General features: G+C 67.3%; 15 protein-coding genes and 1 pseudogene. 4 read left to right on the top strand and 12 right to left on the bottom strand.

Features of this window, described 5'->3' with window-relative positions:
- The first annotated feature begins 380 nt into the window (after positions 1 to 380).
- The gene (locus ACFVVO_RS38695) at positions 381 to 1628 is read left to right on the top strand and encodes an esterase/lipase family protein (RefSeq protein ID WP_390061555.1); all 1248 of its coding nucleotides are present in this window, start codon (positions 381 to 383) and stop codon (positions 1626 to 1628) included.
- Between the two features lie 276 nt (positions 1629 to 1904).
- Here the strand turns inward: ACFVVO_RS38695 and ACFVVO_RS38690 are convergent, their stop codons facing one another.
- The 6 genes from ACFVVO_RS38690 to ACFVVO_RS38665 all read right to left on the bottom strand — a co-directional run bounded on the left by ACFVVO_RS38690 (position 1905) and on the right by ACFVVO_RS38665 (position 7214).
- A complete protein-coding gene (locus ACFVVO_RS38690) occupies positions 1905 to 4070 on the bottom strand; it encodes an XRE family transcriptional regulator (protein ID WP_390061553.1) in 2166 nt (721 codons plus the stop codon).
- A 119-nt stretch (positions 4071 to 4189) separates the two neighbouring features.
- Positions 4190 to 4516, bottom strand: coding sequence for a helix-turn-helix domain-containing protein (locus ACFVVO_RS38685; protein ID WP_390061551.1), 327 nt, complete (start codon positions 4514 to 4516; stop codon positions 4190 to 4192).
- The gene (locus ACFVVO_RS38680) at positions 4513 to 5625 is read right to left on the bottom strand and encodes a tyrosine-type recombinase/integrase (protein ID WP_390061550.1); all 1113 of its coding nucleotides are present in this window, start codon (positions 5623 to 5625) and stop codon (positions 4513 to 4515) included. Before ACFVVO_RS38680 ends, ACFVVO_RS38685 begins: the two co-directional genes overlap by 4 nt.
- A 126-nt stretch (positions 5626 to 5751) precedes the next feature.
- Positions 5752 to 6393, bottom strand: coding sequence for a hypothetical protein (locus ACFVVO_RS38675; RefSeq protein WP_390061548.1), 642 nt, complete (start codon positions 6391 to 6393; stop codon positions 5752 to 5754).
- Positions 6394 to 6441: 48 nt separating this feature from the next.
- Entirely contained in the window at positions 6442 to 6579 is a 138-nt protein-coding gene (locus ACFVVO_RS38670; protein WP_390061546.1) for a hypothetical protein, read from the bottom strand.
- Positions 6576 to 7214, bottom strand: a complete 639-nt coding sequence (locus ACFVVO_RS38665) for a DUF6093 family protein (RefSeq protein WP_390061557.1) — start codon at positions 7212 to 7214, stop codon at positions 6576 to 6578. Before ACFVVO_RS38665 ends, ACFVVO_RS38670 begins: the two co-directional genes overlap by 4 nt.
- An 87-nt stretch (positions 7215 to 7301) precedes the next feature.
- Between ACFVVO_RS38665 and ACFVVO_RS38660 the strand changes: the two genes are divergently transcribed.
- Positions 7302 to 7550: a hypothetical protein gene (locus ACFVVO_RS38660; protein ID WP_390061544.1), complete on the top strand. Its 249-nt coding sequence runs from the start codon at positions 7302 to 7304 to the stop codon at positions 7548 to 7550.
- A 33-nt stretch (positions 7551 to 7583) separates the two neighbouring features.
- Here the strand turns inward: ACFVVO_RS38660 and ACFVVO_RS38655 are convergent, their stop codons facing one another.
- From ACFVVO_RS38655 to ACFVVO_RS38640, 4 genes and pseudogenes are all read right to left on the bottom strand, one after another.
- Positions 7584 to 10331: an alkaline phosphatase family protein gene (locus ACFVVO_RS38655; RefSeq protein WP_390061542.1), complete on the bottom strand. Its 2748-nt coding sequence runs from the start codon at positions 10329 to 10331 to the stop codon at positions 7584 to 7586.
- A gap of 4 nt (positions 10332 to 10335) precedes the next feature.
- Positions 10336 to 11712 carry an ABC transporter permease gene (locus ACFVVO_RS38650; protein WP_390061540.1) on the bottom strand — a complete coding sequence of 459 codons (1377 nt, stop codon included), beginning with the start codon at positions 11710 to 11712 and terminating at the stop codon, positions 10336 to 10338.
- Positions 11709 to 12650, bottom strand: coding sequence for an ABC transporter ATP-binding protein (locus ACFVVO_RS38645; RefSeq protein ID WP_390061538.1), 942 nt, complete (start codon positions 12648 to 12650; stop codon positions 11709 to 11711). Before ACFVVO_RS38645 ends, ACFVVO_RS38650 begins: the two co-directional genes overlap by 4 nt.
- Before the next feature lie 299 nt (positions 12651 to 12949).
- Positions 12950 to 13417, bottom strand: a pseudogene (locus ACFVVO_RS38640) (transposase family protein); the annotation flags it as partial.
- Between the two features lie 740 nt (positions 13418 to 14157).
- Here ACFVVO_RS38640 and ACFVVO_RS38635 point away from each other — a divergent pair.
- The gene (locus tag ACFVVO_RS38635) at positions 14158 to 15411 is read left to right on the top strand and encodes an IS256 family transposase (RefSeq protein WP_390061536.1); all 1254 of its coding nucleotides are present in this window, start codon (positions 14158 to 14160) and stop codon (positions 15409 to 15411) included.
- A 48-nt stretch (positions 15412 to 15459) separates the two neighbouring features.
- On the opposite strand, the gene ACFVVO_RS38630 is transcribed toward ACFVVO_RS38635, so the two are convergent.
- Positions 15460 to 16404, bottom strand: a complete 945-nt coding sequence (locus tag ACFVVO_RS38630; RefSeq protein ID WP_355944478.1) for a 5,10-methylenetetrahydrofolate reductase — start codon at positions 16402 to 16404, stop codon at positions 15460 to 15462.
- Positions 16405 to 16897: 493 nt separating this feature from the next.
- Between ACFVVO_RS38630 and ACFVVO_RS38625 the strand changes: the two genes are divergently transcribed.
- On the top strand, positions 16898 to 17560 hold the full coding sequence (locus tag ACFVVO_RS38625; RefSeq protein ID WP_390061534.1) for an IS5 family transposase: 663 nt from the start codon (positions 16898 to 16900) through the stop codon (positions 17558 to 17560).
- Here the strand turns inward: ACFVVO_RS38625 and ACFVVO_RS38620 are convergent.
- Positions 17509 to 17811 carry a hypothetical protein gene (locus ACFVVO_RS38620; RefSeq protein ID WP_390061532.1) on the bottom strand — a complete coding sequence of 101 codons (303 nt, stop codon included), beginning with the start codon at positions 17809 to 17811 and terminating at the stop codon, positions 17509 to 17511. The genes ACFVVO_RS38625 and ACFVVO_RS38620 overlap by 52 nt on opposite strands.
- Positions 17812 to 18270 lie beyond the last annotated feature (459 nt).

Here is an 18270-nt window from a genome sequence, read left to right as displayed (position 1 = left end):
CAGCCCGTGTCAGCCTGTGGAGACCTCGCCGCCAGGCGGTCCGTGAAGCAGGAACCTGAAAGCCGGGCGACCGGCCCAACCCCCTCATAGGGGAATCCCCCTCGTTCACGAGGGGGAGGACGTCAATCCTGCGATGACGGCCTCGGCTGTCTCACGGGCGCACTGGCGAAGAGGCGGTATTCCGACGCTGCGCTATTCCTGCCCGCGTAGGCACCAGGCAGGGGGCACCTGCGTACGCGAGGCACGAGGACAGGCCCGATAAGAGCCATTTCGTCACCGGGAGAGTGATACCAATGGATTTGTGCTAGGTACGGATTCTCGCGTCGAGACGATGGCTGCGTTCGGCATGATCGGCCGCGACACCAAGGAGACGTCGAAGCATGTCCAAGCCTGTAGTCAACATCTGGGGCACCCCTCCGGGCGCTCAGCCCGCAGCCGCGAAAGTGGATCCCTGGCACACCAAGTGGGAGCTCCGCAACGGAACCGCCTGGGTCTTCTACAGCTCATCCCGCCAGACGAACGTCAGGCGGCCGGTGATCCTCGCCGACGGCTTTGCCATGGGAGGGAGCAACGGCTACGCGCTGTACGACGGCCTGGAGAAGGGGGGCTACCCGTTCATCTCCGCGCTGCGCGAGAACGGCTTCGACGTCATCCTCCTGGGCTTCAACGAACGCTCCGCATCCATCCTCGACAACGCCGACGTCGCGATCGAGTGCATCAGGAGGACGGTCGCCGACCGCGAAGGCAGCGCCATGCTGACGGTGGGCGGCTTCAGCATGGGAGGACTGGTCGCCCGCTACGCCCTGGCCAGCATGGAAATGCAGGGGGAGGACCACGAGACCTCCACCTACCTCTCCTACGACACCCCGCACACCGGGGCGTGGCTGCCCATCGGAGTCCAGGCATTCGCCCACTTCGTGAACCAAAACTGGGGTGACACCAACCCGCTCCTCAGCGTCTACTCCGACCTGGTCAACAGCCCGGCCGCACGCCAGATGCTGCGCTGGCACGTCGCAACCGGCACCGAGGCCACCCTCGATGTCGCCGCCAGCCAGGACCAGGAACGGACCGACTTCCTGGCAGCACTCCATCGGGTGGGCGACTGGCCCCGGCGCCCCCGCCTGCTCGGTGTCGCCAACGGAACGGGCACCGGCGACGGGAACCACATCCCCGCCGACGACACCGCGATGGCTGCCCTCGGACCGAAGGTGAACGCCCACCTCCGCACCCAGGGCCCCGGCAAACAGACCGTCGCCCAGATGGCGGAGGCGCGCCAGGCCGCCGTCTCGATCAACACCATCGGCTTCCCCGAACTCGACGGCGCTCCCGGCGGCCTCTTCCCCAAGGCCCCGCTCCTGCAAGACGCCGCCAACTTCGGCATGGCCGCCGTACTGGCCGCGGTGGTCAACGAGCGTCAGCCGGAACTCGCCCACAACACCTCCACCTTTGTTCCTACCGTCAGCGCCGTGGCGTCGGCCGACATCGACGACCAGACCGCCCTCTACACCAAGGTCGACCGCGAGAGCAGCGACCTCCACGACTTCCTCTGCGCCACTACCAACGAAGGCCACACCGTCATGACCAAAGAACTCGGCAAGTGGATCGTGGCCAAGCTCAAGGAAGCGTAACCACCGGCCAAGGACGCCTTCGGCGGACATGGGCCTCGCCTCAGCGCCACCAGGGCGAGGCCGCTGTCCCCTGCTGCGGCCTAGCGCGCTGCACCGCCCGCGCAATGTTGCATTCGCAGAAGGCTCCGATCTCCAGCAGGACGTCAACTACCGAGCACCGGTCGGCTCCGCCGACCTACCGACGGGTCGTCGCCGGGGTGCACACCTTGGTGAGTGTCGGTATTCGTGGGTTGCAGCATTCGCCCACTGGGTGAGCAGCCCCGTAGCCCGGCCCCGTCACGTCAGCGAGGACAAGTATTCGGACCAGTTCTCGCCGGCGAGCGTGGCCCAGCGTTCGGCTGTTTTGGGGTGGATGCCGAGCAGGTCGGCGATGACCATGGGCGGTAGGTCTACCAGGGCGTCCATCATGGCGGTGTTCCGAGCTGCGCGGGCGGGCAGACCGTGGTGTCTCAGGGTGTCGGCGAGGCCGAGGGGGTTACGCGGGCGGCCAGGGCTTTGGCCCGGCAGAAGGTACCTATGCCCGGCCGCGGTGCTGTGCCGGGGCGTGCTGTGCTGGAGCTGATCGTCGATGAGACGGGCGAGCTTCGGCGGGAGCACGAAGGGGTGCTGGTTGACGGCCAGGTAGGTGTGTTCCTGGTCGCGGCTGATGTGGTCCTCGGTGAGCTCGACGATGCGGGTCAGGGAAAGGGCGTAGAGACGGACGAGAGCAGCCGCGACGCGGATGTCCAAGGGCAACGCGGTGTCGTTGAAGCAGCGCAACAGCTCGTTGCGGGCCTCGTCTTCGGCTTGGAAGTGGCCAGGGAGTTGTGAGGCTGGGCGATCGATGGCCAGACCGGGCGGGCAGAGGCGTCGTGCGGTGCTCCAGCGGAGGAAGGGGATGGAACGGGAGCGCAGGGTTGGTCTGTCGGTTGCCCAGGTGTCCAGATGCGGCTGCTGGAGTCGACGGAGGGGCAGGTGCTGGGAGTCGAGCCAGTTCAGGAAGTCGATGGCGGCGAGCACGTTGCCGCAGTCGCCTTTGTGCGCGGCGTAGGTGTAACGGCCTCGGGCTGAGCGTCGGCGGGCGTCGCGGATGATGTGCCACTCGGCGAACGGACGAATGAGATGGGCGTGCCGGGCGGGGAGTTTGGCCACGGTCCGCGCGACCCAGTTGGTGAGCAGGGCGAGATTCTCATCGCGTGGCGGCAGGATGCCGGCGGTGACGAGCAACCCTCGCACGTAGGCGGTGGCAGCCCGTTGTGGCAGCGTGTCGAGGGATTCATGGTTCAGCGCTCCAGGATCGAGGGCCAGGCGTCCCAGGAGACGGGCGGTGGGACTTCGGCGCAGCCACTGCAGGACGCGGTAGGGGTTTTCCGCGCTGGTCAGGACGACGGCGAGGGGTTGGAGGGGCTGGGCCACGCTTGTGCCGTCTACGGAAAGCAGCTCGGTCACGCGGGCGGTCAGGGTGCAGCGAGGGCAGCGGTCGCCGGAGTAGAGGTCCGCTGGCTCACCGCAGGCAGAACAGCGCTCGACCAGTTCGTCGGGGAACGAGCACGCCTTGCACAGGAGGGTTCCCTCGGCCGTCTGACCTATCAGGATGCGTTGTCGACTGCACGATGCACACGGTGCAGGGGTCGACAGAGCTGCTCGGTAGCAGGAGTTGCATACCGGCCCTCGTGGCCAGAAGACCTTGACCTTCGCGACCTGGCCGCACAGGGCACAGGCGCACTCGTCGCGAGGGCGGCACGTGTCGCAGTGGAACGGGCCCAGGCCACCGTTGATGTGGTGGCCGGGGCGGACCCTTTCGCAGATGGCGCAGGTCTTCTCGTGCCGCTTGTAGCACCGGTCGCAGGTGTCCGGCCTGGAGCCGTCGGCCCGGGCGACGATGGGAACGATCTGCCGGCAGACCCCGCACAGGCGGGCAGGGCTGGAGTAGCAGCTGCCGCAGACCGGCCCGTCGGAGGTAAGTGCGTTGACCCGGCGCAGTCGTCCGCAACGGCAGCAGGTCTGAGTGTTCTTGGGAGCACAGGTTTGGCAGAGGCTGGTGCCGTCGGGCAGGCGCCGGTACGAGATCATCATCCGGCGGCAGTCGGCGCATTCCTCCTTGGCGTCCGGCTCCTTGTTCCTGCACGGATTACAGATGCCGCCCTCCGGTCGGCGGGCGTAGATGCTGGCCACTTTGCCGCAGCGGGCGCACGGTTTCTTGGCACGTCGGCCGGCGCAGCGTGCGCACAGTCGTCCCTCCGGTCCGTTGTTGGTGGGAAGAGGGTCGGTCCGTCCGCAGTCGCCACAGGCCACCAGGGTGACCTTGTCACCGTGCCCGGCGGCGGTGAGTGCGGCCAGCAAACGCACCACACAGGTCGGGCAGTCGCTGCTGGGCGTGCTCAGAGCGTCGGGCTTGTCGGACAGATAGCGCACCAGGCGGAAGGCATTCGCGCCACGCCATGCTCGAGCCTCCTCCGCCATGGCCTGCGCCTGTTCGGGGGCAAGGGAATCGCCCACCGCTGACCGCAGCAGTGTGACGATCTGCTCCTGGGCGGCGGCGAGTTCGGCGCGTAAGCGGATCTGGTCCGGTGTCAGCGGCCTCACGGCTGACCCGGGCGCCGGATCGTGGTACGCCGCTCCTTCAGCGGCAGTGGCTCGGCCTGTCCGTCCGCGGTCTTCTTGACCTGGGCGTTGACCACGTTCGGCTTGATGAGATCGTTCGGCGTGCACTCGAAGATGTCGCACAGCGCGACCAAGGTGTCCATGCTCATCCGCTGGGGCGGCTGTGTCACCAAGCGGTAGACCTGCTCACGCGACAGGGTCACGCCACGTTCCGCCAGGAGCGGCACCAGGTCCGAGGTCTGGAACATCTGGTGCTCGGCCATCGTGGCCCGCAGACACCACTCGTAGCCCATCTTCTTGATCATTTAAGGTCCCAGTCGTCACCCAGCCTGCGCTTCAGCGAAGCTTCCAGGAGCTGGTTCCGGTACTCGTCCGAGACGCCCATGTAAATGGCTGTCGTAGAAGCGTGGGAATGGCCCACCTGCTCTTGAACAAAGCGGGCAGGGTAGCCGAACTCGGTCAGATGCGTGATGTAGCTGTGGCGCAGGCAATGCAGATCGAGGTCTTCGTCGAGGCCGGCGTCCTGGCGTGCCGTCGCGAACGCCTCGTTGATCGAGCGGGGAGACATCCGTCCGACCCGCTCGGTTACCCACAAGGCCGGGTGTCGCTCTGGCGAGAGCCGCGGGCGAATCTCGTGCACCCACTCGTCGAGGACGTCGACCACCCAGTCCATCTCGGGCACCAGAAGCACGGTCCGTCGCTTTGGCGGCGTTCCCTTGGAGGACTTGCCGTACCGGACGGTCATGCTGCCGGCGGTCCCGAACTGCGGAACCTTCCTGTGCCGCCGCAGATCCACCAGGTCGACCTTCGAGGACTCGGTCCGCCGGGTGCCGTAGGCATAGATCGTCTTGAGCGCGGCGGCATCGCGTAGCGCGGTGAGTGTGCCCTTGCGGCCCTGCCCGTGAATGCGTCGAGGCCGGGCATCGGCGGCGTCGAACAGCGCCTGGACCTCATCGTAGGTCAGAGGACGGCGCCGGGGATCGCCCTCGTACTCCACCGAGTGCAGGACGGAGTTGCCTTCGTGGAAGATCACCTGCGGTGACAGGCCGAACCGTTCCTGGCAGGTCTCGACCCACCCGTACCGGCGGTCCAGCAGGTACTCCACGAACAGCTCGATCACCACCTCGTACGCCCGAGCCGTAGACAACTGGATCGGCTTGGCCCCGCTGCGAAGGTGGACGATGAACGCCTCGCCATCGGCGGGAGTCCACTGCCACGGGTACAACCCCGTGAACTCTTCGAACCGTTGGATCAGGCGCAGCCGGGGCTGGATTGTCGAAGCCTGGAGGAACCGCGCGGACTGCTGCCGAGCCCAACCGTCCTTCATTGCAGAGGAAACCGCTGGCTCCGGGTCCAGGAGGACAACGTTCGGGGCCAGGGCAAGACGCACCGAACCGGGTGCCTCAGCGACCATAGCCGTCGTTGTATCAAACGCATCATTGTTGCGTCCAGATCGAGCAGTGCTGGTCATCTGCCGAAGGCGGCTCAGGGCATCCCCGAGACAGCGTCTTTGATCAGTGGGAACGTTCGAGACAAGGCTCTACGAACTGTTGCAGCCAATGCAATTCATCCTGTTTCGTACCTTGATCCAGTCGCGGTGTCCGGGCCGGTACGGCTGGGCGAGACCTTTCACCACGACGCCCTCGATACCGGCGGCGCCCCAGGCGGGATCGAGCCAGTCCTCGGCAACGGCGCGGTCTGTGGTGGCTGGACAGAGGGTGAACGGGGATACGAGGAGGCCGTCCGCGAAGAGCCCCTCGAGGAGGGAGCGGCGCTCGCGGTACGGCAGGCCGATCAGCTCGGCGTCGGTCTCCAGGACGTCGAACACGATCAGATGGGCTGGACGGTCGACGGTCACCTCGGCCGCTCCCCGGCCACGGTGCCGCGCTCGTGCCTGCAGCGCCCCGAAGTGCAGTCGGCCGTTCTGGACGACAACGAGCTCACCGTCCAGGACGAGGGGCCGGCCGAGGGCGAGCGCCGCGGCAGCCAGGTCGGGGAAGGCCGGGGTGAGGTCGGCGCCGTTGCGGGACTGCAGGAACGCGTGGCCGGCACGAGTGAAGAGCAGCGCCCGGTAGCCGTCCGGCTTCTTCTCGAACGCCAGCCCGCCCGGCAACGCCCGGTCGGGGGGAAGCGCGGGCCAGGCTTGGGCGAGCATGGGCTCGATCGGTGGTGTGAGGGCCACAGCCCACATCTACGCGCAGGTCAGCAAGAGCGCACGCTGGAGCGCCTACTACTCCGAGTCGGGGCCTGCTTCCGGCCGCTCCGCCTCGAACTGTGCGACGTGCCAGCTGAGCAGCTTCCCGCTGGCATCCCCGAGCTGGTGGATCAGCACGCCAGCGTTGCGGAGCTGCTGCGGTGGGCCGATCACGCTGTGCCCGCCTCGACGGCGCGGACGTGGGAGTGGCTCTTACCCTGCCGGAGGAGTTCGCAAGGCAGGCTCCCGCGGCAGCATGGGCGGCGGACCTCGTCTGCGGACCAGGGCTGGAGCACGCCTGGCGTGTACTGTCCGCCGCGGATGAAGCGCACCAGGTCAGCGCGGCCTCGGCGCGCCTGTCGATCGGTGGGTCCGCGCTCGGAGCTTTGATCGTGGCTGCCGGTACCCGGCGCCAGATGTGGGGCCTGACGACCTCTCCCGTTCACGGCGCCATGTTCCTGGCTCAGCTGGGTGGCGTCCGCGCGGCACGGCGCCTTGCCCGCCGGCCATGTCCGCGGCGCCTGGCACGCCATGGACCCGGATGACGTCTTCCGGCTCCTGCGCCCGATGCGTCTGTACACCGCAAGAGAGCGAGCATCCTCTGATGCGGCTGCCCTGGGAGCATTCGAGGGTCGTCCGGGGTGGGCTGCCCAGCCACGGAGATCACCAGCCGGGCCGCCGGCGGAGAAGACCGCACCCAGCCCGGAGTAGATGATGTCTGGGCCCGGTATGTAGACGCCCGAGTCCGGATCCAAGACCTCCGGGCCAGGCCGGAAGATCTCCACGGTGTCCACCATGATCCGCGACATGATCGGCGCGAGGGCGGCCAGCGAAATGGGACTGCTCATGTGTTCGAGCCTAGGGCCGCGCGCGGACAGCCAGTACGGTGTCGGCACATGTCGATCAGGACCAGCAAGGAGCCCATGGCCTGGCGGCCGCCGGCCCACTGGCGCGAGCTGAGCGGCGATCAACGGCGCGCCCACCTGGAGCAGCAGGGCATACGGATTCCCCTATATCCGGCCGACTGGGACACCCTGGAACACGCCCAGAGAATGGCGTACCTGGCTTGGCGCGACCAGCTGCTCTTCGACACTCCCGAACGGCGGGGGCCCCTGGCCGGCGGATGCCGGCCAGGGGCCCTTTGACGACGGTCAGGCTATGCCGACCGGTCTACTGCGTCAGCCGTCGTTCTCCGCGGACGGGAGGTTGGCGCCGGGGACGTCCTTGGGCGCGTACATCTTCTTGTCACCCGGGTAGGGCTTGTTGAAGTCGTGGGTGTCGTACCAGGTGTAGCGGTCCATCTGCTCGTTGTTGGCGTAGTCCGGCACGGCGTTGTCACCGGTCAGACGCTGCTTGGAGAGCCACTTCTTCCACTCGTCGGCAAGCGGCTGCTGCGCCGCCGGGACGGCCGTCGTCGTGGGCGCGGGCGCCGCCGGGTTCTGCGGGGCGGGGGCGTCCGTACCGCAGCTGGGCGCCGGGTTCACGCCGAGGGTCAGCGAGGTCCGGTTGGCCACGGCGTTGAACGGCGTGAAGTCGGGCTTGTTCGTGAACGCGTCGGCCATCGGGGTGGCCGCGGTGTCCATCTGGTTCATCGGGTGGATGCCGAGGATCTGCTCGATGGTGCGGACCATCGTGACCTGCGAGTAGTAGTGGCTGTCGACCGTGCCGTGGTTGGCGTACGGGCTGATGATCTGGACCGGCGCGCGGTGGCCGTCGACGTGGTCCTTGCCGGCCTGGGAGTCGTCCTCGACGATGAAGATCGCCGAGTCCTTCCAGTACTTGCTGTGTGTGATCGTGTCGACCATGCGGCCGACCGCGAGGTCGTTGTCCGCGACCTGGGCGGCGGAGTTCGCCGGGCCACCGGTGTGGTCGTTGGAGTACCAGAACATGTTCAGGTCAGCAGGACCGTTCTTCTTGAAGTCCTGCTCCCAGATTTGCTCCTTGTAGACGTCCGGCACGCTGGTATCGAACTTCGGGAAGCCCTGTACCGAGACGTCGTTGAGCGAGGGGATCGCCGAGCCCGTCTTGATGGGGTACTTGGTCGGCGAGCCGGTCGCGGCCATGTCCTTGCTGTCGCAGTACAGGTTCTGCCAGCTCGCACCCGACGGCTTCTGCTCCAGCGTCTGGAACTCGCCGTAGTCCCTGACGGACTTCCCGGCCGCCTTCGCACCGGTCCAGATGAAGCCGGACTTCTGGTGGCCGAGAACGTCGTCCTCGGTGTCGTAGGAGCGCGTGTACTCACCGGCCGAGGACTCGGTGTACTCCGGGTTGTCCGCCTGGTTCAGCCAGTTGTGGCCCTCGGCGGAGTTCGTGCCCATGTCGTAGAAGTTGTCGTACAGGCCGAACTGCTTGGCCAGCGCGTGCTGGTTGGGCGTCACGTTCTCGCCGAACTGGGTCAGCGAGGAGTCGCCGTTACCCTGCGAGATGTCGCCGTAGACCTGGTCGTAGGTGCGGTTCTCCTTGACCAGGTAGAAGACGTGCTTGATCGTCGACGGGTCGCCGAGGCGCGCCGGGACCGGCACCGCGGGCACGTTGCCGTTGTTCCGGGACAGCTTGAGCGAGTCGCCGCTCCAGCCGTTCATCTGGAACACCTTGGGCGTGTACGACTTGATCTCGTCGTCGCTCGGCAGGGTGAACGTGGTCAGGCTGGACGTGGTGTCGTGAGTGCCATGCTTGGAGGGGTTACGGCGGGCGTCTATACCACGGGTGTTGGAGACGACGATCTTCCCACCGACCTGGGCGATCTCCGACGGGAAGTAATCGGTCGGGAGCAGGCCGACGTAGCGGGCGGGCGTCGCCGCACCCGAGTAGCGGTAGACCGCGACGGCGTTGGCGCGGCCCAGGGTCACCAGCAGACGGCCGTCGTCGGTGAGGGTGACGGCGTTGGGCTCGTAGCCGACCGAGGACTCGGCCCACGGCTGGGTGGAGATGGTCTGGACGACCTTGTCCGTCTTGCTGTCGATGACGGAGACGCTGTTGTCGGCGGTGTTGGTGACGAACAGAACGCCGTTCTTCGCGTACACGGCGGTCGGGTGCAGACCGACGACGATGGAGCCCACGGCGGCCGACGCGTCGACGGCGTTGATCACGCTGACGGTGCCGGTGGTGGAGGCGCCGGTCTCACGGTCGGCCGGCACCTGGGTGCCGTAGGAGTTGATGGTGGTCTCGCCGTCCTTGGCCGGACGGCCGCCCTCGTTGGAGACATACAGCTTGCCGCCGACCAGGGCCAGGCCGCGCGGGGCGGTGCCGGTGGTCCAAGTGGTCTTGACGGTGCCGGTGGCGGCGTCGATGGCGACGACCTTGTTCTGGCCGTTGACCGCGCCGTACACGGTGGAGCCGTCGGCGGAGAACACCGCGGCACCCACCAGGGCCTGGTGGCCGCTGACGGTCGGGATGTTCACGGCGACCGGGTTGGCCAGGGTGCCGTCGGCGTTGACGGTGAACTTGGTGTAACCGGTCGCCTGGCCCAGCCACAGCGACTTGCCGTCGGGCGAGTAGGTCGGGCCTTCCTGGCCCACGGAGCTGCTGCTGATGCGCAGGTCGTCGGCCGCGTTGGTGCCGATCTTCTGCGCGATCTTCCCGGTGGACAGGTCCATGATCACCAAGGCGGCGTCGCCGTCGGTGACCGAGGCGGCCAAGTGGCTGCCGTCCGGGCTGACCACCGACGACATGATCTTGCCGGAGTTGATGACCGTGCGGTCACCGTAGGGCTGGATGTACTGGTCGTCGGAGACGACCTGGCCGTGGTCGGTGACCTGGCCAACCTGCTGGGTGCCGAACTGTGCCGTCGAGGCGACCGCCGTGCCGGTGACACCGAGGGCGACCGCGATACCGGCGGTCACCATCATGGTCCGACGGCCAACGAGTCTGCCGAAGAGGTTGACCTGCTCCCTCTGCTGAACCCGGCGCTGTCGTGCAACCTGCATGGAACTATCCCTTCGAGGAGGTGTCGAGCAGTTCGACGTTGCCGTCGAACTGCCAGAGCGGATTCGGGGCGTCTCCGGTCGAAGTCCGCAGCAGGAAGTAGCCGTTCACTTCCTTGGGACCGTCGCCGTCGGCCACGAACCGCCCGTCTGAGGTGATGTCGATCTGGTAAATCGCCGTCCCCGTGACTGCGACGCCTGGCAGATGCCAACTGACGACACACCGCCAGTTGTTGCCTGCGCCCTCCTGTGCTCCCTTGCCCGCGCTTTTGGCGCATGTCGCCGTGGTGCGCAGTTGCGCCTCCGTGACGGCGGGGCGATGCAGTTGGTCGGTCTGCATGCGATAGAGGTGGGCGAAGGCCGTTGCGACGGAGCGCTGCACCTTGCCCTGCTCGATCCCGGAACCCATGGAAGTTGTGGATACGGCTACTGCCGCGACGCTGAGGGCGGTCAGCCCCACCAGCGGCAGCAGCCCGACGGTGAGCGCGTGGCGCCCGCAGCCGTCGTAGGCGAGATTGGTGAAGTCCCGCCGCTGGAACAGCACATAGGCCAGCACGGTCGCAAGGACCGCCCACGCCAGGCTGACCGCGACGGCGATCAGCAGCGGAGCAAGCTGCGTGGGGCTGGTGAACAGGCCGTTCCAGGAGATGAAGGCGTAACCCGGCAGTGCCAGGCGCACCGCCACAGGCAGGGGCAGCATCTGCGTGACCTGCATGATGATGGCGACGAGCGCGGGCAGCAGCAGCCCCATCGGAGAGCGGCCCAGCATGACGGACCCGAGCAGTCCGATTCCGGCGAGGGCCAGCGTCGGGGCGAGTACGCAGACCCAGGCGAGCAGGACCTTGACCGCGACGTCGTCCGGCGTCAGCAGGTGGCCGTCGAGGCCGACCAGCGGATGGTTGCCCACCGTCAGGAGGCCGCCGATCGCGCTGGAGCAGGCCAGCCCGGCGACGAGCACCAGGATGACGGTGAGGCTGGCCAATGCCTTCCCGGCGAAGATCCGTCGAGACGAGCGGACCGCCACGAACAGGTGGCGCCAGGTGCCCAGCCGGTCCTCGGAGGCGAACACATCGCCTGCGACCACCGACGTCAGCAACGGGAGCGCCCAGGTGCCCGCGAAACCGAGCGCCACCAGCGGCCCGGCCCACCCCGTGGCGTGCATCCAGCGCCCGAAGAGGGTGTCCACGGGGAGTGTGCTCTGCTGGCTCACGCCGGCGACGAAGACAGCGGGAACGATCCAGCAGGCGAGGACCAGCAGGCGGATCCGCCACTGGGAGACGAGCTTGACGAACTCGAAGCGACAGACGCGAGTGACGGGGACGCGACGGCCCCGGGTCACGGGCTCGTGCTCCTGTTCCGGGCTCTGGGTGAGGGCAGCGGTCATCGGCCGGCCTCCTGCTGCTCGGCGAGGGCGACAAACGCGGCTTCGAGCGGCGACACCACGGGAGTGAGCTCGCGGAGCGCGACGCCCTCCTCCACGAGCCGCACCACGAGGACGTCCAGGGCGGGCACCAGGGCGCGGACGACGAGCAGTTCGGCGTCCCGGCGTACCCCGGCGTCGTCGACGATGCGGATCCCGGGCGTGTCGTCGGCCATCCGGCGGGCGGCCTGCGGGTCGGAGGTGAGCAGCCGGTAGTCGAGTTCTCGGTTGTCGGCGGCCAGCTTGCTCAGCGGGCCGGAGAAGATGACGCGTCCGGTGGCGACGATGGTCACCTCGGAGCACAGCGCCTCGAGGTCGTCCATGTTGTGGCTCGAGAGGACGACGGCGGTCCCGTCGGCCGCGAGCCGGTTGAGGACACGGTGCAGGTGCTTCTTGCCTGCAGGATCGAGGCCGTTGGACGGTTCGTCGAGTACGAGCAGTCGGGGCTTGGTCAGCAGGGCGGCGGCGAGTCCGAGCCGCTGGCGCATGCCGAGGGAGAAGCCGCGGGTGCGGTCGTCGGCGACGCCGGTGAGGCCGACCTCGGCGAGTACGTCGTCGATTCCCGCAGAGCGCGCGTCGTGGCCGCGCAGTGCGGCCAGCGCGGCGAGGTTCTGCCGCGGGGTCAGTGACGGGTAGAGAGCAGGACCGTCCACGAAGCCGGCGACACCGTCGGGAGCGTCGAGTGCCCTCCCGACCGGCGTCCCCAGGACCTCGAGGCGGCCGCTGTCGGCAACCGCGAGTCCCAGCTGAAGACCGAGCAAGGTCGTCTTCCCGGCGCCGTTCGGTCCGACCAGGCCGTGGATCTGCCCCTGCGTCACATCGAGGTCGATGCCGTCGAGCGCGACGACGTCACCGAAACTCTTCGTGACGCCGCGAGCCCGGATTGCGAGGAGTTGTTCCATGGGTCCCTTCCTTACAAAAGCCTTAAGGACCCTAGGGACCGATCACGCTGCTCAGGGGATGGGGAGTTGAATGTTGATGGAACATAAAACGACTTGGCATTCGCGGCGTCGCCAACAGACCGGCGTCAACCGCGCTTCACCCAGCGGCTTTTGCGATTCCTTGATTAAAGGCGCCGGAGCAAATGTAGAAGTGGCGATCGCGAATGATATCCGTTACTAGGGGGTTGACTGAGAAGTAACCCCGGCTTCATGGATGGAGGAGTGTGGCGGGAGGATTAACGAGAAGTCAGTGAGCCTTTTCAGCGTTGCCTCTCCAGGGTGAGGACCGCGGCGGCGATGTCCGTCATGCGGTTCGGGCTGCAGCGGCTGTGGCGGAAGATCCGCCAGGACTTCAGGCGGGCGACGCCTCGTTCGACAGGAGCGCGGGCCTGGGCGAGTGCTCGGTTCAGCGTCCGTTCGGTCGGTGACAGTTCGCCGTTGGGCGGGCGGCGGATGGCGGTGGTGACCCAGGAGCCGGCGCCGATGTAGGCGCGGTCGGCGACGATCGGGACGCCCTGGCGTTCGCAGATTCGGGTGATGCGGTGGGTGCGTGCGGCGGTCAGATCGTGAGCGCGGCCCGGCAAGGCCGGCGAGATCCACAGAAGCTGGCCTTGGGGATCGGTGACGATTTGCACGTTCACGCCGTGGCGCCGGTGCTTGTGGGAGTAATCGGCGCGTCCGTCACCCAAGCGGTCGCACTCGCTGAGGGTGCCGTCCAGGAGCACGTAGCCTCGAACTTTCGTGATGGGCCGCCGACGAAGTCGGCGGCCCATCACGAAAGTTCGAGGCTAGATTCCTAGTCCGTTCTGCGAGACATTGAGGCGGATGGCCGAGGTGACGCGACGGTGGGGGTCTTGCGTTGGGTGATAGCTCAAATGAACCGATGATCACTGTCTACGTGCGACAGGCAGTCAGTGGCGAAGCGGAGGTCTCCCTCGAACCGCTCAAGGGGGTAGGTCCTATGCGGATCCCGCTTCCAAGCAACCCTGTCTTCCTGGATCAGCTCCGTGCGCGCGTCGATGGGGCTATTCGCGCAGTGACAGGAGAGTCAGACATTGGGCTTGCCAGCAAGGAGCTCAAGCGGCTCGCTCATGAGCTTCTGGGTAGAAGGAGATCGGCCCGGGCGGCTGCCAAGGCGGAACAGTGGCGTGACACGCCGTCGACGGCAGAACCCGTCTTGCCTCATCACCACGCTAGCGTTCGTACGCTTTCAGGCGGACTGCCGGGCTTGGGCAAGCGCCACTGCGGCCACGTTCTCATCGGGCTTTGAATCACCTGCCCCGGCCGGGGGCACCGGGAGTGGGTGGCATGACCTCTTCGTCCCGAAGCACTTGGGTGGGGGCGTTGCCTTTGGGCGAGCAATGCTCAGAACCTGTGGATCGGCTCGGTGAGGGCGCACCCTCCCGAGTGATCGATTCGAAGGTCACTGAGTAGGCCGGCGTGGCGCGTCGGCTGGGAGGGCACGCCCATGCTTACCGTAGTTGATGCCGCCGGAACGACGCCGAACGGCTTCCTGATCGACGAGATCGCCCGGGAGGGCGCCCGGCGGATGCTGGCTGCCGCGCTGGAAGCGGAGGTCAACGGCTATCTCGCTGACCTGGCCGACCAGCGTGACGAGCGTGGTCGCCGTCTGGTCGTGCGCAACGGTTTCCATGCAGAGCGGACGATAGCCACCTCGGCCGGGCCGGTGCAGGTCAAAGCGCCGCGAGTGAACGACCGGCGGATCGATGTCGAGACCGGGGAGCGTAAACGGTTCTCCTCGGCGGTCCTGCCGCCGTGGGCCCGCAAGACCCCGAAGATATCGGAGGTGCTGCCGCTGCTGTACCTGCACGGCCTGTCCACCGGCGACTTCGTCCCGGCACTGGAACAGTTCCTCGGGTCGGCCGCCGGGCTGTCGTCGGCGACCGTGTCGCGGCTGACCGCGCAATGGAGCGACGATCACAAAGCGTTCCAGAAACGGGACCTGTCGAAGACCGACTTCGTCTACGTGTGGGCCGACGGCGTGCACCTGAAGGTGCGCCTGGACGAGGCCAAGGCATGCGTGCTGGTCATGGTCGGCGTTCGAGCCGACGGCAGCAAGGAGCTGATAGCCCTGGACGAGGGCTACCGGGAGTCCGGCGAGTCCTGGGCGAACCTGCTGCGCGACTGCGCCCGGCGCGGCATGCGCGCCCCGGTACTGGCCATCGGCGACGGCGCGCTGGGCTTCTGGAAGGCGCTGCGCGAGGTGTTCCCCGAAACGCGCGAGCAGAGATGCTGGGTGCACAAAACGGCAAATGTCCTGGACGCTCTCCCGAAGTCGGCGCAGCCGGCGGCGAAGAACGCGATCGCAGACATCTACAATGCCGAGGACAAAGACCAGGCCAGGACCGCCGTCAGGGCGTTCGCGAAGCAGTATGGCGCGAAGTTCCCCAAGTCCGTGGCGAAGGTCGTCGACGACGAGGACGTGCTGCTGGCGTTCTACGACTACCCGGCCGAGTACTGGATCCACCTGCGTACCACGAACCCGATCGAGTCGACCTTCTCCACTGTGCGGCTGCGCACCAAGGTCACCCGTGGCGCCGGGTCGCGGTCGGCCGCTCTGGCGATGACGTTCAAGCTGATCGAGTCCGCCCAGGAACGCTGGCGCGCGGTCAATGCGCCGCACCTGGTCGCCCTCGTGCGAACCGGAGCCCGCTTCAAGCGCGGCGTCCTCGTCGAACGGGAGGACGCCAGCGCGGCCTGAGCCGCGTCCCGATCGCGGGATTCGACAGCCGCACGTTCGTGCCCGGCTTCACACCGAGGGTGTACCGCGTCCGAGCAGCCTGCTGAGCTCGTGGGCCAAGGCGACCGAGGCGTCGATCTCGACCTTGCGGATGGACACGCTCTCCACGAGGAAGCCGAACGGCATGCCGAGCTTGCGGCAGAAGGCGATCAGGTCCCGGGCGTTCGCCAAGCAGTGCTGGTATGACTCGGCCAGGGTGTCGTCCGCATGGCGCAGGGAGTTCTCCAGCCAGCGCGGGACGTCGACGCCGAGCCATTGGAGGAACGCCAGCGTCTTCACCGAGCCGCACACCGAAAGCGTGAACAGGACGGGCCTCGGTTCGAGGTCCCGCTCGCGGCAGGCGTAGTAGTAGTCGGAGACCATGCTTTTCGCCGCGTCGGCGCTGTAGATGACCTGCGAGATGAAGTATGCGCATCCGGCCACCTGCTTGGCGACGAGCCGCAGATGCTCCTCGGGGCGTTCGGTGATGGCCACGCCACCGAGCAGCAGGTCTGGGCGGACATCGCGGCGCAGGTCCTGCGCCTCGGACAGGCCGGTCCGCACCGCCTTCCCCTTCGAGGACGCGCCGACGAAGACGCCGAGCAGCCGGTCGGCGTCGGCCGTCCGCAGCCAAGTCCGCAGCTCCGTCTGGGAGTACTTGCCGACGCACCGGTAGACGACCACCGGGCGGTTCCACTTGCCGAGATAGTCCGCGTGGTACACGGCAGGGTCGATGGTCGGCAGGTACGGAAACGGCCGCTGCGCCGGATTACGGTCGCTCTCATCGTCGATGTCGTACAGCGCCAGACCGTCGACATCGAGGGACTCCAACCGTGCCAGGGTGGCTGCGGTGATCTCCCGGATCCGCTCGGGAGTGTTGCTCAGGCGGGGCGGCGTGATGCCGAACAACAGGACACCGCTGTCGGCATCGGCCACCCGGCTTCGTAGATCTGTGCCGTCGCTCTGGTTCGCCATGACGCGGAAGTTAGCAGCTCATCCGCCATACGGCAGGCGAGCACCACCCTGTGAGACCGGACTCGGTTCTGAACCAACTGACGTCCGGTCGCGCGGACAAGATCCACAGGATTTGACAATTGCTCGCCTTGGGCTGATGTAGCTCTCATCTGCTGCAACGGTCCGCAGACGTCCACGCTCGTCCGCCGCTGTTCGCCAGCGTCGTCACGCAGTTAGAAGCCGTTGCTCTATCGATCTTGGTGAGCGTGAGTTCGAGGTCGTCGACTCGGTCGGGTGATCTCTTGGCTGGCTGCGCATGAAGGTGGGGCCTCCCGCACAGCTCGTGGGTGTCGAATCCAGCCGAGCAACAGGAGGCCCCTGGTGCTGCAGTCTTCCGTGCCGACGCTGATGTCGTCCAACTCGACTTCCCTGACGTGTGATTGTCTCGCTCACCGGTTCGGGAACGCCGCAGACAGGCCGCACAGGCGTCCGAGGTATCCGTCGGACATGAGCGATGCGGAATTGGGCGGTTGTGCGGGACGCGATGCCGGTGCCGGGCTGGCTGGAGGGCCGCGGCGGGCAGCCTGAGGGCTACTGCCACCGGCAGATGGTGGACGCAGTGCGCTATCTCGTCGCGGGCGGCATCGCCTGGCGGGCGATGCCCGCGGACTTTCCCGCGTGGGACCGCGTCTACGCCTTCTTCCGGCGCTGGCGCGACAACGGCCTGACCTCCGAGTTCCACGACCGGTTGCGCGACCGTGTCCGCGGGGCCGCGGGCCGCGATCCGGAACCGACGGCCGGTGTCATCGACGCGCAGTCGGTCAGAGGAGCCGCGTCGGTGCCTGCCGCGACCAGGGGATTCGACGGCGGGAAGAAGGTCAACGGCCGCAAGCGGCACATCGTGGTGGACACCCTCGGACTGCTGCTGGCCGTGACGGTGACCGCGGCCTCGGTCACCGACCGGGACGCGGGCCTGACGCTGCTGGCCCGGCTGCACGAGCGGCACTGGCGCATCACGCGGGTGTGGGCCGACGGCGGCTACACCGGACAACTCGTCGACTTCACCCGCGAGGTCCTGCGCGTCGCATTTGACCGTGGTCAGACGCAGCGACAACACCAGCGGCTTCACCGTGCTCCCCAAAAGGTGGCTGGTGGAACGCACGTTCGGCCTGGCTGATGCAGCTCCCAGTGCGGCACCACCGAACCGGGCACCGCGGCCGTGACCTGCACCGGCCGTTCGCCGGCCACCACAGCCTGCGGGGTGTCCCCGGCCTTGCGGGGCTCACCCAGGACCTCGCCCACCGTCTCGCGGGCGATCACGAACCGCTCCCACACGGCCTCCGCCTCGCGCAGCTCGGCCTGCAGAGCCTCCACCCGCTGCCGAGCGGCGCGTTCACGCTCCTCCAGCAACCCCATCACCGACGGCATCCCTGCACCTCCACCGAAGAGACGACACGACATCTCGTCCCTGCCGCCGAAACACCGCCCCTACACCTGACCAGCGGAAACGCGCCCGGGACTCTCGGAAAGACAACGGCTTCTTAGACCCTCACTTGGGACGCGGACCACCTGTGAGCCGCTGCGTGGGTTCAACGGGGAGCCCGCTGCTTGGGTCAGATGGCTATGCCATCAGCGCACGAGAAACCGTGCTGCCCGCGGGTGGCCATGACGCGTACCGTCGGTATGAATCGGGGGGTGGATGTCTGCGTTGTACTCACACGAGATGGTCCAGAACGAACTCACATAGGGACTCAGACCGCTGACCGAGGGTGTCGAGTGGTTCGAGGGCCTCTTAGAGGTCGTTTTATCCCGGTGTTTTATCCCGTGATGCGGGCTTGTTCCGGTGATGTCGGGTCGCGCCAGGAGATGGTGTTCTCACCGGTGAGG

Origin of the sequence: Streptomyces sp. NPDC058145, from assembly GCF_042884245.1 — a bacterium.
Taxonomy (GTDB): Bacteria; Actinomycetota; Actinomycetes; order Streptomycetales; family Streptomycetaceae; genus Streptomyces.
The sequence above is the reverse complement of the archived record's forward strand: the minus strand, read 5'-3'. Positions and strand labels throughout refer to the sequence as shown.

What these genes read in the sequence shown, in the direction of transcription:
- ACFVVO_RS38625 (WP_390061534.1), top strand. Translation starts at nt 16,898, where the DNA reads ATGCGGAATTGGGCGGTTGTGCGGGACGCGATGCCGGTGCCGGGCTGG.
- ACFVVO_RS38680 (WP_390061550.1), bottom strand. Translation starts at nt 5,625, where the DNA reads ATGGTCGCTGAGGCACCCGGTTCGGTGCGTCTTGCCCTGGCCCCGAAC.
- ACFVVO_RS38660 (WP_390061544.1), top strand. Translation starts at nt 7,302, where the DNA reads ATGTCGATCAGGACCAGCAAGGAGCCCATGGCCTGGCGGCCGCCGGCC.
- ACFVVO_RS38635 (WP_390061536.1), top strand. Translation starts at nt 14,158, where the DNA reads ATGCTTACCGTAGTTGATGCCGCCGGAACGACGCCGAACGGCTTCCTG.
- ACFVVO_RS38655 (WP_390061542.1), bottom strand. Translation starts at nt 10,331, where the DNA reads ATGCAGGTTGCACGACAGCGCCGGGTTCAGCAGAGGGAGCAGGTCAAC.
- ACFVVO_RS38650 (WP_390061540.1), bottom strand. Translation starts at nt 11,712, where the DNA reads ATGACCGCTGCCCTCACCCAGAGCCCGGAACAGGAGCACGAGCCCGTG.
- ACFVVO_RS38665 (WP_390061557.1), bottom strand. Translation starts at nt 7,214, where the DNA reads ATGTCGCGGATCATGGTGGACACCGTGGAGATCTTCCGGCCTGGCCCG.
- ACFVVO_RS38645 (WP_390061538.1), bottom strand. Translation starts at nt 12,650, where the DNA reads ATGGAACAACTCCTCGCAATCCGGGCTCGCGGCGTCACGAAGAGTTTC.
- ACFVVO_RS38695 (WP_390061555.1), top strand. Translation starts at nt 381, where the DNA reads ATGTCCAAGCCTGTAGTCAACATCTGGGGCACCCCTCCGGGCGCTCAG.
- ACFVVO_RS38620 (WP_390061532.1), bottom strand. Translation starts at nt 17,811, where the DNA reads ATGCCGTCGGTGATGGGGTTGCTGGAGGAGCGTGAACGCGCCGCTCGG.
- ACFVVO_RS38630 (WP_355944478.1), bottom strand. Translation starts at nt 16,404, where the DNA reads ATGGCGAACCAGAGCGACGGCACAGATCTACGAAGCCGGGTGGCCGAT.
- ACFVVO_RS38685 (WP_390061551.1), bottom strand. Translation starts at nt 4,516, where the DNA reads ATGATCAAGAAGATGGGCTACGAGTGGTGTCTGCGGGCCACGATGGCC.
- ACFVVO_RS38690 (WP_390061553.1), bottom strand. Translation starts at nt 4,070, where the DNA reads ATGGCGGAGGAGGCTCGAGCATGGCGTGGCGCGAATGCCTTCCGCCTG.